The sequence below is a fragment of the Allobosea sp. LjRoot237 genome, assembly GCF_964253285.1.
In the GTDB taxonomy this organism is placed as follows: Bacteria; Pseudomonadota; Alphaproteobacteria; order Rhizobiales; family Beijerinckiaceae; genus Allobosea.
Map to the genome: position 1 here is coordinate 2195714 of NZ_CAXUQP020000001.1, position 15580 is coordinate 2211293.

A 15580-nucleotide genomic window follows, 5' to 3' on the forward strand; every position below is an offset into this window, starting at 1 on the left:
CGGTCAAAGGGTAGCCAGGCGGGCCTTGGCCTGCTCATATTCCTGTTTCAGCCGGGCGATCACGTCGGCCGTTGGCAGTGCATCGTCGATCAGGCCGACGCCCTGGCCCGAGCCCCAGATGTCGCGCCAGGGCTTCACCCGCGTCGAGCCGAAATTCATGCTGGTCTTGTCGACCTGCGGCAATGCCTCGGGATCGAGCCCCTGTGCAGTGATGCTCGGTTTCAGGTAATTGCCGGGGACGCCGGTGAAATAAGGCGTGTAGACTATGTCGGCGGCACTCGTACCGACGATCATGTCCTTATAGCCCTGAGCGGCATTGGCCTCCTGCGTCGCGATGAAGCGCGTGCCGATATAGGCGAGATCGGCACCCATGGCCTGCGCTGCCAGCACCGCATCGCCGGTCGCGATTGCGCCGGAAAGGATGATCGGCCCGTCATAGAAGCGCCGGACCTCGCCGACCAGCGCGAAGGGGCTGAGCGTTCCGGCATGACCGCCGGCGCCGGTGCAGACGAGGATCAGCCCGTCGACGCCGGCCTCCAGCGCCTTCTGCGCGTGGCGGATCGTGGTGACATCGTGGAAGACGAGCCCGCCATAGGAATGGGCGGCGCTGACGACCTCGCCGGGTGCACGCAGCGAGGTGATGATGATCGGCACCTGATGGCGAACACAGGCCTCCATGTCATGCGCGAGGCGGTCGTTCGAGGCATGGACAATCTGGTTGACGGCGAAGGGCGCGATCTTGCGGCTGGGGTCGGCAGCTCTTGCTGCCGCAAGCTCGGTCTTGATCCGGGTGAGCCAGAGGTCGAGTTGTTCGGCCGGCCGAGCGTTCAGCGCCGGGAACGAACCGACGACGCCGTTCAGGCACTGCGCGATCACCAGCTCCGGGCCGGAGACGATGAACATCGGCGAGCCGATGATCGGCAGGCCGAGAGCAGAGGAGGAGAGGGAAGCTGGAAGCGCCATCGTCGTCCGGTATCAGGAGGCGGCCGAGCCGGCATCGCGGGCGAGGTAGAGATCATGCAGATGGTCGAGGTCGATGCCGGCGGCAGGCTGGCTGAGCAATAGCTTGCCCGAGCGCATCAGATGGACCTGGTCGGCCACCGAGAGCGCGATATGCGTGTTCTGCTCGATCAGCACGATGGTGACGCCTTCGGCCTTGAGCTGGCGGATGGTCGCGAAGACCTCCTTGACGATGACCGGTGCCAGGCCAAGCGAAGGCTCGTCGATCAGGAGGATGCGCGGCTCGCTCATCAGGCCGCGACCCATCGCCAGCATCTGGGCCTCGCCGCCGGAGAGCGAGCCGGCGAACTGGGCGCGACGCTCCTTCAGGCGCGGGAAGAGCGCGAAGATGCGTTCGAGATTGCGGGCGCGGTCGGCACGGCAGCGGCGTGGATAGGCGCCGAGCGCGAGGTTCTCCTCGACGCTCATGTCCTTGAAGACCATGCGGCCCTCGGGAACCATGACGAGGCCGGCCTCGATCAGGTCCCAGGTCTTGGCCCTGAGCGGCACGCCATCGAGCAGGATCTCGCCGCGATGCGGAATCAGGCCCATCATGGCGCGGAAGAGTGTGGTCTTGCCGGCGCCGTTCGGCCCGACGACCGCGGTCAGCTCGCCTTTGGGGAAGGCGAGCGAGATGTCCCAAAGCACGTTGATGCTGCCATAGCCGGCCTGGACGTTGCGCAGCTCAAGCATCGGCGGCCCCGGTATAGCTCTCGACCACCGCTGGATCGCGGAAGACCTCGGCCGGCGTGCCGTCTGCGATCAGCGTGCCGAAGTTCAGGACGACGGCGCGCGAGCACAGCGTAGAGATGGTCTCGATGTCGTGCTCGACGATGACGATCGCCAGCGCATAACGCTGGTGCAGCTCGCGCAGCTTGTCGACGAAGCGGCGTTTGGCCTGGCTTTCCAGACCCGCGAGAACCTCGTCGAGCAGCAGGATGCGCGGGTTCGTCGCCAGCGCCTTGGCGACTTCGAGCCGCTTCAGCTCCTGGAGCGCAAGTTCGGTCGCAGCGTCGCGGTCGGCATGCTCGGTCAGCTCCATGACGTCGAGGATCTCGTCGATCCGGGCGGGGTCGCTCTTGCCGGCGCCGAAGACCTGCGCGACCGTCAGGTTCTCGCGCAGCGTGAGATGGTGCATCGGCTGCGGGATCTGGAATGTGCGGCCGAGGCCGAGTCGGGCGCGCGCATGGAGCGGCATCCGGTTGATCTCGCGTTCCTCGAACAGGATGCGGCCGGTGCGCGGCCGGACCAGTCCGGAGATCGTGTTGAACAGCGTCGTCTTGCCGGCGCCATTGGGGCCGACGAGGCCGAGGATCTCGCCATCGCTCATGGCGAAGGAGACGCTGTTCAGCGCTGTCAGCCCGCCGAAACGGACGGTGAGGTCCTCAAGCCGCAGCATGGACGGCCTCCGGCTTGGGCGCCTTGCGCTTGCCCGCGAGCAGCCCGAACAGACCGCTCGGCGCCACCAGGATCATGCCGGCGAGCAGGACGCCAAGCAGGATCTGATGACCGACCGGCACGAGCTCCTTCGCGATGACCTGATCGAACAGATAGATCAGCATCGCGCCGGCGACGGGCCCGAGAATGGTGCGGTAGCCACCGAAGATCGCGGCGATGATCGGCAGGATGCTCCAGTTGCCGGAGAAGGCGTAGTCCGGTTCGAGGAAGTTGATGATATGGGCGTTCATCGCGCCGAACAGGCCGGTGATGAAGGCGGAGAGCACCAGCATCCAGGCCTTGAGCAACGTGGCGTTGACGCCGACGACGCGGGTCGCGTCCTCGCTTTCGGCCATGGCGCGCAAGGCCGTGCCGATATGGCTGCGCTTCACCGCGAGGTAGAGGAACGCGCAGGCCGCGACCATGACGACCAGCAGGCAGTAGCTCCCGACGCGGCTGGAGAAATCGATGCCGGCGATGGTCGGCAAGGTCGGGAAGCGGGCGAGGCCGGCCGAGCCGCCGGTCAGCGAAGTCGCCTCGGTCGCGAGAATCTTGAAGATATGGGCATAGGCCAGGATCGCCAGGGCGAAATAGGGACCCGACAGCCTGAGCGCCGGCAGCATCACCAGTGAGCAGAGCGCCGCGCCTAAGCCGCCGCAGAGCAGGCTGAGCGGCACCGGCAGGCCCGACTTCGCGGCAAGCAACGCCGAGGTATAGGCGCCGACGCCGAAAAAGGCGGCATGGCCGAAGGAGACCATGCCGCCGAGATTGCCGAGCAGCGCCCAGGCCAGCGCGACGCCGGCGACGATCAGCCCTGAGACCATCAGGCCCATGACATAGCCGTTGCTGCCGAACAGGAACGGGATCGCGATCGCGGCGACGACCAGGACGATGGCTGGGAGATTGCGCATCGGTTTCCCCTCAGCCGCGCCGAGCGTGGGCGCCGAAGAGCCCGCTCGGCCTGAGGAAGAGGACGAGCAGGAAGAGTACCATGCCGGCGAGTTCCTGCAGGGCCGAGCTTGCCAGCGTCACCGTCAGCGCCTCGGTGACGCCGAGCAGGAGTGCGGCGCAGAATACGCCCGGGATCGAGCCGACGCCGGCGAGCACGGTGACGATGAAGGCCTTGATCGTCAGGCCAGGGCCGAGCGCCGGCTGGACGACGCTCATGGTGTAGAGCGCGACGCCCGCGACACTGGCGAGGATGCCGGCGACGATGAAGGCGGCGAGTTCGACGCGGGCCGGGTTGACGCCCATCAGCATCGAGGCGTCGCGGTTGGAGGAGACCGCGCGCACGGCGCGGCCATACCAGCTCTTCTTCAGCCACCACCACAGGCAAGCCATGACGCAAAGGCTGATGGCGAAAGCGGTGATCTCGCCCTTCATCGCGTAGACGGTCTGGAACGAGATCGCGTCCTGAAGAAACGGCGAATTGGTCGAGCGGACATCGCTCTTGAAGACCAGCAGGATCGCATTGGTCAGGATGATGCCGATGGCGAAGGTCAGGATCAGCGAGTTCAGCTCGCGATGCTCGCGGATGCGATCGATCAGCAGGTAGATCGCGACGCTGACGATGCCGGTGACCGCGAAGGCGAGCGGGATCGAGGCGTAAGGGTTCCAGCCAGTCCGGCTCTCGATGAAATAGGCCATGTAGGCGGCGAGCAGGACGAGCTCGCCATGGGCGAGGTTGATGATCTTCATCGCCCCGAAGGTCAGCGCGATGCCGAGTGCGACCAGCGCATAGACGCTGCCGACGAGCAGGCCGGAGAAGACCGCTTGCTGAATGAGTTCGAACATCGGGCGCGATCAGATCGTTGTCGTCACCTCACCAGGGCAGGCCGGGATAGGTGATCGGCCCGGTTGCCTGCTCGGCCGGCGAGACCAGGACGATCTTGCCCTGGCGGTGCTGGCCCATCGACAGCGAGAAGCTGGGATTGTCGCCGACCTCGTTGAAGACGATCTGGCCGAGCGGCGAACTGCGCTTGGTCTTGCGCATCTCCTCGGCGAGGCCGCCCGACTTCAGCGTGCCGGCATCGGCGGCGCGCGCCAGCGCCTCGCAGATCACCATGGTCTGCACATAGGAGAGCGTGTTGGCGTAGTCGATGTCCTTGTTGAACATTGCCTTGAAGGCGGCGACGAAGCGCTTGCTCTCCTCGTCCTTGACGTCGACCGGGTAGGCCAGCGGCGTGGTGCCGACGACGTTCTCCATGAGGTCGGGGAAGTCCTGGAACATCTTCGGAATGGCGAGCGACCAGGCGCCGACGATGAGCTTGACCTGTGGCTTCAGCACCTTGGCGGCGCGGATGATGCCGACATAGTCGTTCTCATAGGCCGACATGAAGATGATGTCGGACTTGTCCTGCAGCTTGACCTTGTTGATGATCGGCTTGAAATCGGTGATGGCGGGGTCGAAGGGATGCAGCGTGACCTTGACGCCCTTCTTGGTCAGTGCGTCCTCGAGCCCCTTGCCGAGCAGCATCGTCGCTTCCTTGGTCGAGGCGATGACCGAGACGCCATTCGGCTTGAGCTCGTCGACCATGGTCTCGAAGCCGCGCTGATAGCCGGAATTGTTGTTGATCCGGAAGAAGGTCTTGTGACCGCGCTGGACCAGCTCCTCGCTGACCGCGCCGGCGGTGATGTAGACCTTGCCGAGCCGGTTCGAGGCATCCGATGCCGGGCCGACGATGTTTGAGCCGTAGCCGCCGATGATCGCGACTGCGCCGTCGGAGACCAGCTTCTCGACGGCGCCAACGGCCTTGGCCGGCTGGCTCTCGTCGTCGATCAGGCTGACCTTGATCTGATGCTTCGACTGCGAGTCGTTGAAGACTTTGATGCCGACCAGCATGCCCTCGCGAAAAGCCTGGCCGGAGCGGGCGATCGTGCCGGTCAACGGCATATGCGAACCGATCGCGATCTCCTCGGCCGGGGCCGGGGCGGCGATCGCCAGCGTCGCACCAATGAGGCCTGCAAGAGCGTACCCGCGCATTTTCCATCCTCCCGAGCGCCGCTTCCCGCGCCCATTCGGCGGCATTGAGCGCGGCTTGAGGGGAGCCATGGCACGGCGGTTCGCGAGAGGTCAAGCACAACGCGTTCTGCAATGCAGGCTTCATAGCGGATTTCAGCGCGGTCATGAGCCGAGTTCTTGACAAAATTCGACGCCTGCCCTTCGTAGCGAAAATAATGCAGAATAAAATTCTGCATTGCAGAATTGCTATTGAGGGAATGCTTATGCAGACCGTCCGGCTCGAGCGCCGCGGCTCCGTCGTGATCGCCACGATCGACAGCCCGCCAGTGAATGCGCTGAGCGCGCCGTTGCGTGCGGCGTTGAAAGCGGCGGTCGAGGAGGCGGCAGCTGACGGCGCGATTCAGGCCATCGTGATCGCGGCCGCCGGACGCGCCTTCATCGCCGGGGCCGACATCAGCGAATTCGGCAAACCGCCGGTCTCGCCGATCCTGCCCGATGTGCTCGACGCGATCGAAGGGTGTAGCAAGCCGGTCGTCGCGGCGGTCGAGGGTGTGGCCCTCGGCGGCGGGCTCGAGGTCGCGCTCGCCTGCCATGGTCGTGTCGCGACGCCGGCCGCGAAGCTCGGCCTGCCGGAGATCAAGCTCGGCCTGATCCCCGGCGCCGGCGGCACGCAGCGCCTGCCACGCCTGATCGGAGCAGCCGCTGCCTTTCCGATGATGCTTTCGGGCGAGCCTATCCCGGCCGAGAAGGCTGCGGCGCTCGGGCTGGTCGACAAGGTCGAGGCCGGCGATCTGGTCGAGGCGGCCGTGATCTTCGCCGCCGAGCTCGCCGCCAAGGGCGCGCCGCCGCGCACCGGCGAGCGGTCGGACAAGCTCGATGACGCCGACCGCGCAGCATTCGAGGCCGCGGCGAAGGAGGCGACGGCAAAATCGGGCGACATGCCGAACGCGATGGCGCTGATCGAGGCGGTGCGCGGCGTCTTCACGCTGCCCTTCAAGGAGGGGCTCGCCGCCGAACGCGCGCTGTTCCGCAAGCTCGTCGCAGACGATCGCTCCAAGGCGCTGCGCTATGCCTTCTTCGCCGAGCGCGAGGCGGCCAAGGTGCCGGGCATCGACGAGAGCGTGAAGCCGAGGCCGATCGCGCGGGCCGCGGTGATCGGCGCCGGCACCATGGGCGGCGGCATCGCGATGTGCTTCGCCAATGCCGGCATCCCAGTGACGCTGATCGAGACCACGCAGGAACAGATCGACAAGGGCTATGAGCGGGTGCGCGACACCTATGGCTTCTCGGTCAAGCGCGGCTCGATGACCGAGGCGGTGCGTGAGCAGCGCATGGCCCTGATCACGCCGGCCGTCGGGCTTTCCGCTGCAGCGGAGGCCGATATCGTGATCGAGGCCGCCTTCGAGGAGATGGGCGTCAAGCGTGAGATCTTCGGGGCGCTCGACAGGATTGCCAAGCCCGGCGCGATCCTCGCCAGCAATACCTCCTATCTCGACCTTGCCGAGATCGCCGCGATCACCAGCCGGCCGGGCGAGGTGCTCGGCATGCATTTCTTCAGCCCTGCCAATGTGATGAAGCTGCTCGAGATCGTTCGGCCCGCCGGTGTCGCCGCCGATGTGGTGGCGACCGCGATCGCGCTCGGGCGCAAGCTCGGCAAGGTGCCGGTGGTGGTCGGCAACTGCTTCGGCTTCGTCGGCAACCGCATGTTGGCACAGCGCACCCGCGCCGCCGAGCGGCTGCTGATCGCCGGCGCCCTGCCGCATGAGGTCGATGCGGCGCTGACCGGGTTCGGCTTCAAGATGGGCCCCTTCGCGATGTCCGACCTCGCCGGCAACGATATCGGCTGGCGCACGCGCAAATCGCTGGGCAAGACGGCCGCCGTGGCGGACGCGCTCTGCGAAGCCGGGCGCTTCGGCCAGAAGACCGGCAAGGGCTATTATCTCTATCCGGAGGGCGCCCGTACCGGAGAGCGCGACCCCGAGGTCGAGGCGCTGATCGCGCGGATCTCGCAGGAAAAGGGCGTGACGCGGCGCAGCTTCACCGCGGACGAGATCGTGGCGCGGCTGATGGACCCGATGGTCAACGAGGGCGCGCGCATCCTCGAGGAAGGCATCGCGGCGCGGCCGGGCGACATCGATATCGTCTGGCTCAACGGCTATAACTGGCCGGCCTGGCGCGGCGGGCCGATGCATTGGGCCGATTCCGTCGGTCTCGACGTCATCGCCAGGCGGCTCCAGGCCCAGGCGGCGGAGAGCGGCGACGCCTCACTCGAACCGGCGCCGCTGCTGCGCAAGCTCGCCGCCGAGGGCAAAGGCTTCTCCGAACTCAAGGCCAAGGCCGCATGAGCGGCGCGCCGCGGCCGATCTGGCAGGAGCGCTTCCCGCAGGCCTGCGACTGGGACTCCGAGATCGAGACCGGGACGATTCCCGATCTGCTCGCGCCCGTCGTCGCCGCGCGTCCGGAGGCGCCGGCGATCGAGTTCCGCGAACGGCTGATCAGCTATGGCGCGCTGCATGAGCTGATCGAGCGCCTCGCCGCCGGTCTGATCGCGGATGGCGTACGGCCCGGCGACAGGGTGGCGCTCCTGCTGCCGAACACGCCCTGGCACCCGGTCACCTTCTTCGCCGTGGCGCGCTGCGGTGCGACGGTGGTCCATCTCTCGGCGCTCGATGCCCCGCGCGAGCTCGAGCACAAGCTCAGGGCGACACGGCCGGGCTGGCTGATCACCACGAACCTGCCGGGCTTCCTGCCGAACGCGCTGAAGTTGCTGGAGGCGGGGCTGGTGCCGCGCCTGCTGGTCGGCGCCGATGAGCGCTGGGGGCAGGAAGGCGAGGTTCTGCCGCTGCCCGGCCAGTCCGGCGCCGCCGCGCTCGACAGCTTGCTGGAAGCGCGGCCACCGACGCGCTGGCCGCAGGTCGGGCCCGACGATCTCGTGTTGCTGCAATTCACCGGCGGCACCACCGGCCTGCCCAAGGCGGCGATGCTGACGCATGGCAATCTCGTCGCGGCGGTGAACATCTACCGGCTCTGGACCGATGGCGAGCCGCTCGCGCCCGGGGAGAACCGGGTCATCGCGGTGCTGCCGCTGTTCCATATCTACGCGCTGACCGCGGCGCTGCTGCGCCATCTGCGCGACGGCAACCTGATCCTCCTGCGCCAGCGCTTCGACGTCGAGGTGCTGATCCGCGACATCGCCGAGAAGCGCGCGACCGTCTTCACCGGCGTGCCGACGATGTGGTTCGCGCTGCTCAACCGGCCGGGTGTCGAGCAGGTCGACTTCTCCTCGCTGCGCTCCTGCGTGTCCGGCGGCGCGCCGCTGCCCTTCGAGGTGCAGACGCGGCTGGAGGGCATTTTGGGCACCAGGCTCAACAATGGCTGGGGCATGACCGAGACGGCGCCGGCCGGAGCGCGGGTGCCAAAAATGGCGCGGCTTAGGCCCGGCCTGATCGGCGTGCCGCTGCCGGGCCTCGCGATGAAGATCGTCGCGCTCGATCCGCCGCGCACGGAGCTTGCGCCCGGCGAGGTCGGCGAGATCGCCATTCGCGGCCCCAATGTCTTCAAGGGCTATCTCGACGACGATGCGGCGACGCGCGAGGCTTTCGACGACGGCTGGTTCCTGACCGGCGATCTCGGCCGTATGGACGAGGACGGGCTGTTCGAGATCGTCGACCGCCGCAAGAACATGATCATATCCGGCGGGTTCAACGTCTATCCCGTCGCGATCGAAGGCGCGATCTACGAGCATCCGGCCGTGCGCGAGGTCATCGTGATCGGCATCGACGACGCCTATCGCGGCCAGGCGGCCAAGGCCTTCGTCACGCTCAAGGCCGGCGCGCCCGGCTTCACCCTCGACGAGCTGCAGGTCTTCCTGAAGGACCGCCTCGGCCGCCACGAGATGCCGCGCGCGCTCGAATTCCGCGCCAGCCTGCCACGCAGCGCCGCGGGAAAGCTGCTCGCCAAGGTGCTGATCGCCGAAGAACGTGAGAAACAGGCCGGGCCCGCCTCGACGAGCCCTGCTTCCATAGACCCCGCCGCATAGGAACTCCCCATGACCGAAGCCGTCATTGTCTCGACTGCCCGCACGCCGATCGGCAAGGCCCATCGCGGCGCCTTCAACCAGGTCCGCGGCGCCGACATGGCCGCCCATGCGATCAGGCACGCCATGGCCCGGGCAAGCCTTGAGCCGGAAGCGGTCGAGGAGGTGGTGCTGGGCTGCGGCTATCCGGAGGCGGCGACCGGCGGCAATGTCGCCCGCCACGGCGCGCTCGTCGCCGGCATCCCGGTGCAGTCGGCCGGCGTCACCGTCAGCCGCTTCTGCGCCTCGGGGCTGGAGGCAATCGCGCATGCGGCGCGGCGCGTCGTGATGGATGGCGTGCCGGTCGCGATCGGCGGCGGCGTCGAGTCGATCTCGCTGGTCGGGCCGGTGGTGCGGCGCGACCTGACCGAGAACGAATGGCTCAAGGCCAACAAGCCGACGATCTACACGACGATGATCGAGACCGCCGACATCGTTGCCGAGCGCTACGGCATCTCGCGGCAGGCGCAGGACGAATTCTCGCTGGAGAGCCAGCGCCGCACCGCCGCCGCCCAGCAGCGCCGATTGTTCGATGACGAGATCGTGCCGATGAGCGCGGTGATGGCCGTCACCGACAAGGCGACCGGCGAGGTCCGGCAGGAGCAGGTGACGCTCTCCAAGGACGAAGGCAACCGCCCGGAGACGACGCTGGAAGGGCTGCTCAAGCTCAAGCCGGTGCGCGGCGAGGACAAGTTCGTCACCGCCGGCAATGCCAGCCAGCTCTCGGACGGCGCCGCCGCCAGCGTGGTGATGTCGGCGCAGGAGGCCAGGCGCCGCGGCCTTGAACCGCTCGGCATCTTCCGCGGCTTCGCCTCGGCCGGCTGCGAGCCCGACGAGATGGGCATCGGCCCGGTCTTCGCCGTGCCGCGCCTGCTCGAACGCAATGGCCTCAAGGTCTCCGACATCGACCTGTGGGAGCTGAACGAGGCCTTCGCCTCGCAGTCGCTCTATTGCCGCGACAGGCTCGGCATCGATCCCGAGAAGGTCAACGTCAATGGCGGCGCGATCGCGATCGGCCATCCCTTCGGCATGAGCGGGGCGCGCCTCGTCGGCCATGCGCTGCTGGAGGGCCGCCGCCGCAAGGCGCGCTATGCGGTCGTCACCATGTGCGTCGCCGGCGGCATGGGCTGCGCCGGACTGTTCGAAATCAACCAGGGCTGATCCAATGGACCTGCGCTTCACGCCCGAGGAACTGGCCTTCCGTGACGAGATCCGGACTTTCTTCCGTACCGAGATCCCGGCGGAGATCCGCAAGAAGGTCTCGGAAGGGCGCGGCATGACGCGCGAGGACTATGTCACCTCGCAGCGCGTCCTGAACAAGCGCGGCTTTGCCGTGCCGCATTGGCCGAAGGAGTGGGGCGGCAAGGACTGGACGCCGATCCAGCGCTACATCTTCACCGAGGAAATGCTGCTCGCCGCCGTGCCGCTGCCGCTGCAGTTCAACTGCTACATGGTCGGGCCGGTGATCGCCGCCTTCGGCAACCAGGCGCAGAAGGAAAAGCACCTCGCCAAGATCGCCAATCTCGACGAGTGGTGGTGCCAGGGCTTTTCCGAGCCGGGTGCTGGCTCCGATCTCGCCTCGCTGAAGACCAGGGCCGTGCGCGAGGGAGACCATTACATCGTCAACGGGCAGAAGACCTGGACGACGCTCGGCCAATATGCCGATTGGATCTTCTGCCTCGTCCGCACCGATCCTGCTGCCAGGAAGCAGGCTGGCATCTCCTTCATCCTGATCGACATGAAGACGCCGGGGATCACGGTTCGGCCGATCATCACGCTCGAGGGCCGACACGAGGTCAACGAGGTCTTCCTCGACAATGTGAAGGTGCCGGTCGAAAACCTCGTCGGCGAGGAGAACAAGGGTTGGGACTACGCCAAGTTCCTGCTCGCCAACGAGCGCACCGGCATTGCCCGGATCGGCCTCTCGAAGGAGCGGCTTGCCCGCATCAAGCGGCTGGCGAAGGAGATGCCGGCAGGTGAGGGCACAATGTGGGACGATGCCGATTTCCGCGAGCGCCTGGCCGAGGTCGAGATCGAGCTGAAGGCGCTGGAGATCACGCAGATGCGCGTCGTGGCGGCGCAGGGTAAGCGCGATCCGAACAAGCCCGATCCTGCCTCCTCGATCCTGAAGATCAAGGGCTCGCAATTGCAGCAGGCGACGACAGAGCTTTTGCTCGAAGTCGCCGGGCCGTTCGCGCTCGCCGCGCCAGTGCGCTCGGGCGATCTGACCAATGACTGGCCGTTCGACTACGACTGGGCCGGTGCGGCGGCGGCGAGCTATTTCAACAATCGCAAGGTCTCGATCTATGGCGGCTCGAACGAGATCCAGAAGAACATCATCGCCAAGGCGGTGCTTGGGCTTTGATCCGAGCCGTCGGCGGGCCTTCGCCGTCATGCTCGGCTTCGTGCCGAGCATCCACGTCGTACGGCGCGGATGAAGACGTGGATGGTCGGGACAAGCCCGACCATGACGATGTAGCGGTCCCTGCGGACACTGGAACGACCCATGGATTTCGATCTCACATCCGAACAGTCGCAGCTCAAGGACAGCGTCGATCGTCTGATCGGCGCGACCTATGGCTCGCTCGAGGCGCGCCAGAATCTGGCTAAGGAGCCGCTCGGCTTTGCCGAGGCGAACTGGGCGCAATTTGCCGAACTGGGTCTTCTCGGAATTCCATTCTCCGAAGAGGAGGGCGGTTTTGGCGGCGGGCCGGTCGAGACCATGGTGGTGATGGAGGCGCTGGGGCGCGGGTTGGCGCTGGAGCCTTATCTCGCCAGCGTCGTGCTCGGCGGCAGCGCAGTCCGGCTCGGCGGAACGGCGGCGCAGAAGGATGAGATCATTCCCGGCGTCGTCGAGGGCTCGCTCAGGCTAGCGCTGGCCTTCACCGAGAAGCAGTCGCGCTACGATCTGTTCGATGTCGCAGCGAGCGCCCGCAAGGCTGATGGCGGCTATGTGCTCGAAGGCGCGAAAAGCGTGGTGATCTCGGGCGACAGCGCGCAGCGGCTGATCGTCAGCGCCCGCACCTCCGGCAGCCGCCGCGATCGCGACGGCATCAGCCTGTTCCTCGTCCCGGCCAATGCGGAGGGCGTGAAGATCCACGGCTACCCGACGCAGGATGGTGGGCGCGCTGCCGAGATCGCGCTCTCGGGGGTCAAGCTCGGGCCTGAGACTTTGCTTGGCACTGAGGGCGAGGGCCTGGCGATCCTGGAGCGCGTTGCCGACTACGCGATCGCGGCGCTTGCCGCCGAGTCGGTGGGGATCATGGAAGCCTTGCATGGGCTGACCGTCGACTACCTCAAGACGCGCCAGCAGTTCGGCGCTCCGATCGGGCAGTTCCAGGTGCTGCAGCATCGCGCTGTCGACATGCTGATCGCACTCGAACAGGCACGCTCGATGGCCTGCTATGCGGCGATGATGGTCGAGCATCATGACACCGCCGAGCGGGCGGCGGCGCTCTCGGCGGTCAAGGTCCAGGTCAACCGCTCCTGCCGCATCGTCGGGCAGGAGGCGGTGCAGCTGCATGGCGGCATCGGCATGACCATGGAATATCTCGGCGCGCATTACTTCAAGCGCCTGACGATGGTCGAGAGCCTGTTCGGCGATACGCCCCATCACCTGCGTCGGGTGTCGAGCGCTGGGGGGCTGGCGGCTTGAAGAGTGCACCGGCATTGCGAAATCTTGCTCTCGGACAATTCGATCGGCTGCACCTTGAAACAGCCCATAGCGATCATCGCGCGAAGAGTTCGCTGCAGCGGGAGAATGAAAAGCCGGTGCCGGCGGTGTCCCTGCTGATACGGATCGACTCGATGATATCCTGATTATCTGCGGCGATCTGCATTTCGCAAAAATAGTTGAGCTGCTGCGGCGGCTGGTCGTTGACGATCGCGCCGCGCAGCGGCCTGCCGTCATAGGCCGGGCCGACGGTCTGACGGGCCTGGAGCTGGCCCGGCCGCGTGATCGTCGCGTCGCCGCCCCGCCAAGTATAGATCATGCCGCCACCATCGCGCGGGAAGCTGTCGCGTGGCGGTCCATTGGCGACGAAGAACGCATCGGCGCGCTGGCCGACCCATTCGCTTCTGACCAGCTTGGCCGCCTCCTGCGAGCTCTGGCAGGCCGTGAGTGCGAGGGCCGCCAAGACGATACCGATCCGCTTTGCCACTGTGGCGATCCTTCAGTGCAACATCATGTCAGAACCTGACCGCGAGCCTGGCATTGAAGGCGTGGTCGGTGGCGTGCTTGGCGAGCTGGCCGTCATAGGAGAGCGCAACCTCGGCGCCAGGCGCGAGCTTCAGCGCGAGGCCTGCGCCGACGACCAGCGCGTCGCGGGCGATCGGGACGCCGGCGATCGAGAAGGGCGAACCGCCGCCCGACAGTTTCTTCGGCTTCAGCCGCGCGGCCGGAATCGTGCTGACGCCGGACGGACGCCATCTCTTCGCGTCCAATCGGGGGCATGACAGCCTCGCGGGTTTCGAGGTCGACCCAAGCTCCGGGCGGCTGAGGCCGAACGGCATCACACCTTGTGGCGGCCGCACGCCTCGCTTCATCGCGCTTACGCCCGATGCGTCGGCCGTGATCTGCGCCAATGAGGAGAGCTATGGACTGACCCGACTGGACGTCGGTGAAGCCGGCTGCCTCCGACCAGCGGTCGAAATCGCGCAAGTGCGCAGCCCAGTCTGCGTAGTTTGGAAAGCGCGGTCGACATAGTCGCACTCACAGCACAGCCGATTCCGGCGCTCCCGCGGGTCGACCGAGTCTGGTTTGGTCCGGGTTCGACGAACCAGCGAGGTCATGCCGACGACGATCAGCCGCCGCAGATAGCGATCTTCCATGCGGGAGCGGCGTCAGGCCGAGCGAGGCCGCAAACTGCCGTCCGGAGCGGAAGCGGCCGGCGTCGATGACCGACGCGGTCAGCGCCGTGGCCGAGATGAGGCCGACCCGGGGAGGGGTGCTCAGCCGTTGCGACAACTCATTGCAGCGATGCCAGCCCAAACAACGGTGCTCTTTCGCGAAAGAACGCGAGCAGGTGCTGCACGCGCGGCACGGCGGCTCGTTCGGACGGCACCATCGCCTTTATCCAGAGATCGGGAACGGCATAGCCCTCGAGGATTTCGACGACCTCGCCGGCGGCGATCGCTGCGGAGGACACGTATCGGCTGATCATGCCGATGCCGAGGCCGGCTTTCGCTCCGTTCAGAAGCAGAAGCATGTCGTTGCTGGAGATGCGCGCCCGGACAGGAACACTGATCCGGCCCTCGGGCCCCATGAACGGCCAATTGGCTCCCGTCGGCTGGTAGACAAGACAGTCATGGCTTTGCAGCTGACGCGGGTTGTCCGGGCGGCCGTGCGCCCCGAGGTAATCGGGGCTTGCGACGAGGGTCCTCCTCACCGGCCAGAGGAAGGTGTCGATGACGCCGTCAAAGCTCAGCGGGAAGGCGCTGATGGCGATGTCGAAGCCCTCGGTCGCGGGGTTGAACGGACCGTCCATCAGAAGAACCTCGACATTCAGCGAGGGATGCGCCTCGACAAATTGCTGAACCAGAGCGCTGAGGTGCAAGAAGCCCTGGGTCGTCGGCAGCTTGATACGGATCGTGCCCTCCAGCTGAGCCGCTCCCTTGCGCATGGCGGCGACCGCCTCGTCGTGCAGGTTGACGGCATCGATCATGCGCTTGAGGTGGTACTCGCCATCGGCCGTGAGGCCGACGCTGCGGGTGGTGCGGTCAAGCAGCCGCGCATTGACGGCGGCCTCGAGCTGCATGACCCGCTTCGTCAAAACCGAGGGAGAGAGATCGAGCGCCTCGGCTGCGGCAACGAAGCTACCCCTGCGGGCGATCATGATCAGCGCCCGCATATTCTCGATCATGCTCATTATTCACGATTTACGAATTCTGGACCGTACGCAAGGCGCTTTTTGGATCCGCAAGGCGCAGGTAGCGTCAGTCTCGAAAATTGAGACGCCGAATTCTTGCCGAACGGGCAATTCAAGCGCGGCTCTCCAGATGCTCTGGCGGCATCGCACCGGGTCAACCCGCTCCTTGCCGTGACGGTGTTTCAAAGAAACGCCGAAGGAGCGCCAGCGGAACGGCGACGCGTCGCACCCATCAAGCCA

The 15580-nt window shown here is 66.5% G+C and carries 15 protein-coding genes and 1 pseudogene; 6 read left to right on the plus strand and 10 right to left on the minus strand.

What is annotated here, in order from left to right; translation table 11 throughout:
- Positions 1 to 3: 3 nt before the first annotated feature.
- From ACSQ24_RS10750 to ACSQ24_RS10775, 6 genes are read right to left on the minus strand one after another with little or no spacing between them, the layout of a single operon-like run.
- Entirely contained in the window at positions 4 to 963 is a 960-nt protein-coding gene (locus ACSQ24_RS10750) for an NAD(P)H-dependent flavin oxidoreductase (RefSeq protein ID WP_436094662.1), read from the minus strand.
- A gap of 12 nt (positions 964 to 975) precedes the next feature.
- Positions 976 to 1692, minus strand: a complete 717-nt coding sequence (locus ACSQ24_RS10755; protein WP_436094663.1) for an ABC transporter ATP-binding protein — start codon at positions 1690 to 1692, stop codon at positions 976 to 978.
- Positions 1685 to 2398, minus strand: coding sequence for an ABC transporter ATP-binding protein (locus tag ACSQ24_RS10760; RefSeq protein ID WP_436094664.1), 714 nt, complete (start codon positions 2396 to 2398; stop codon positions 1685 to 1687). The genes ACSQ24_RS10755 and ACSQ24_RS10760 overlap by 8 nt, the downstream gene beginning before the upstream one ends.
- Positions 2385 to 3347: a branched-chain amino acid ABC transporter permease gene (locus tag ACSQ24_RS10765; RefSeq protein WP_436094665.1), complete on the minus strand. Its 963-nt coding sequence runs from the start codon at positions 3345 to 3347 to the stop codon at positions 2385 to 2387. The genes ACSQ24_RS10760 and ACSQ24_RS10765 overlap by 14 nt, the downstream gene beginning before the upstream one ends.
- Positions 3348 to 3357: 10 nt before the next feature.
- Positions 3358 to 4230, minus strand: a complete 873-nt coding sequence (locus ACSQ24_RS10770; RefSeq protein WP_436094666.1) for a branched-chain amino acid ABC transporter permease — start codon at positions 4228 to 4230, stop codon at positions 3358 to 3360.
- Positions 4231 to 4258: 28 nt separating this feature from the next.
- Complete coding sequence (locus tag ACSQ24_RS10775) at positions 4259 to 5419, minus strand: ABC transporter substrate-binding protein (protein WP_436094667.1); 1161 nt, start codon at positions 5417 to 5419, stop codon at positions 4259 to 4261.
- 236 nt (positions 5420 to 5655) lie between these two features.
- Between ACSQ24_RS10775 and ACSQ24_RS10780 the strand changes: the two genes are divergently transcribed.
- The 5 genes from ACSQ24_RS10780 (at position 5656) to ACSQ24_RS10800 (ending at position 13128) form a co-directional block, all read left to right on the plus strand.
- Entirely contained in the window at positions 5656 to 7743 is a 2088-nt protein-coding gene (locus ACSQ24_RS10780; protein ID WP_436094668.1) for a 3-hydroxyacyl-CoA dehydrogenase NAD-binding domain-containing protein, read from the plus strand.
- Entirely contained in the window at positions 7740 to 9437 is a 1698-nt protein-coding gene (locus ACSQ24_RS10785; RefSeq protein ID WP_436094669.1) for an AMP-binding protein, read from the plus strand. The genes ACSQ24_RS10780 and ACSQ24_RS10785 overlap by 4 nt, the downstream gene beginning before the upstream one ends.
- Positions 9438 to 9446: 9 nt before the next feature.
- The gene (locus ACSQ24_RS10790; RefSeq protein ID WP_436094670.1) at positions 9447 to 10634 is read left to right on the plus strand and encodes an acetyl-CoA C-acyltransferase; all 1188 of its coding nucleotides are present in this window, start codon (positions 9447 to 9449) and stop codon (positions 10632 to 10634) included.
- 4 nt (positions 10635 to 10638) lie between these two features.
- On the plus strand, positions 10639 to 11838 hold the full coding sequence (locus ACSQ24_RS10795; protein ID WP_436094671.1) for an acyl-CoA dehydrogenase family protein: 1200 nt from the start codon (positions 10639 to 10641) through the stop codon (positions 11836 to 11838).
- Between the two features lie 141 nt (positions 11839 to 11979).
- Positions 11980 to 13128 carry an acyl-CoA dehydrogenase family protein gene (locus ACSQ24_RS10800; RefSeq protein WP_436094672.1) on the plus strand — a complete coding sequence of 383 codons (1149 nt, stop codon included), beginning with the start codon at positions 11980 to 11982 and terminating at the stop codon, positions 13126 to 13128.
- 73 nt (positions 13129 to 13201) lie between these two features.
- On the opposite strand, the gene ACSQ24_RS10805 is transcribed toward ACSQ24_RS10800, so the two are convergent.
- Together ACSQ24_RS10805 and ACSQ24_RS10810 are read right to left on the minus strand one after the other, a co-directional pair.
- A complete protein-coding gene (locus ACSQ24_RS10805) occupies positions 13202 to 13633 on the minus strand; it encodes a hypothetical protein (protein WP_436094673.1) in 432 nt (143 codons plus the stop codon).
- A 28-nt stretch (positions 13634 to 13661) separates the two neighbouring features.
- Positions 13662 to 13916: an autotransporter outer membrane beta-barrel domain-containing protein gene (locus ACSQ24_RS10810; protein WP_436094674.1), complete on the minus strand. Its 255-nt coding sequence runs from the start codon at positions 13914 to 13916 to the stop codon at positions 13662 to 13664.
- On the opposite strand from ACSQ24_RS10810, the gene ACSQ24_RS10815 reads away from it, so the two are divergent.
- Positions 13879 to 14178 (plus strand): lactonase family protein, encoded by a 300-nt coding sequence (locus tag ACSQ24_RS10815; protein WP_436094675.1) that lies wholly within the window; start codon positions 13879 to 13881, stop codon positions 14176 to 14178. The genes ACSQ24_RS10810 and ACSQ24_RS10815 overlap by 38 nt on opposite strands.
- A gap of 32 nt (positions 14179 to 14210) precedes the next feature.
- Here the strand turns inward: ACSQ24_RS10815 and ACSQ24_RS10820 are convergent.
- Positions 14211 to 14475 (minus strand): annotated as a pseudogene (locus ACSQ24_RS10820) (transposase); the annotation flags it as partial.
- Entirely contained in the window at positions 14441 to 15340 is a 900-nt protein-coding gene (locus ACSQ24_RS10825) for a LysR family transcriptional regulator (protein WP_436094676.1), read from the minus strand. The gene ACSQ24_RS10825 and the pseudogene ACSQ24_RS10820, both read right to left, overlap by 35 nt.
- Positions 15341 to 15580: the final 240 nt, after the last annotated feature.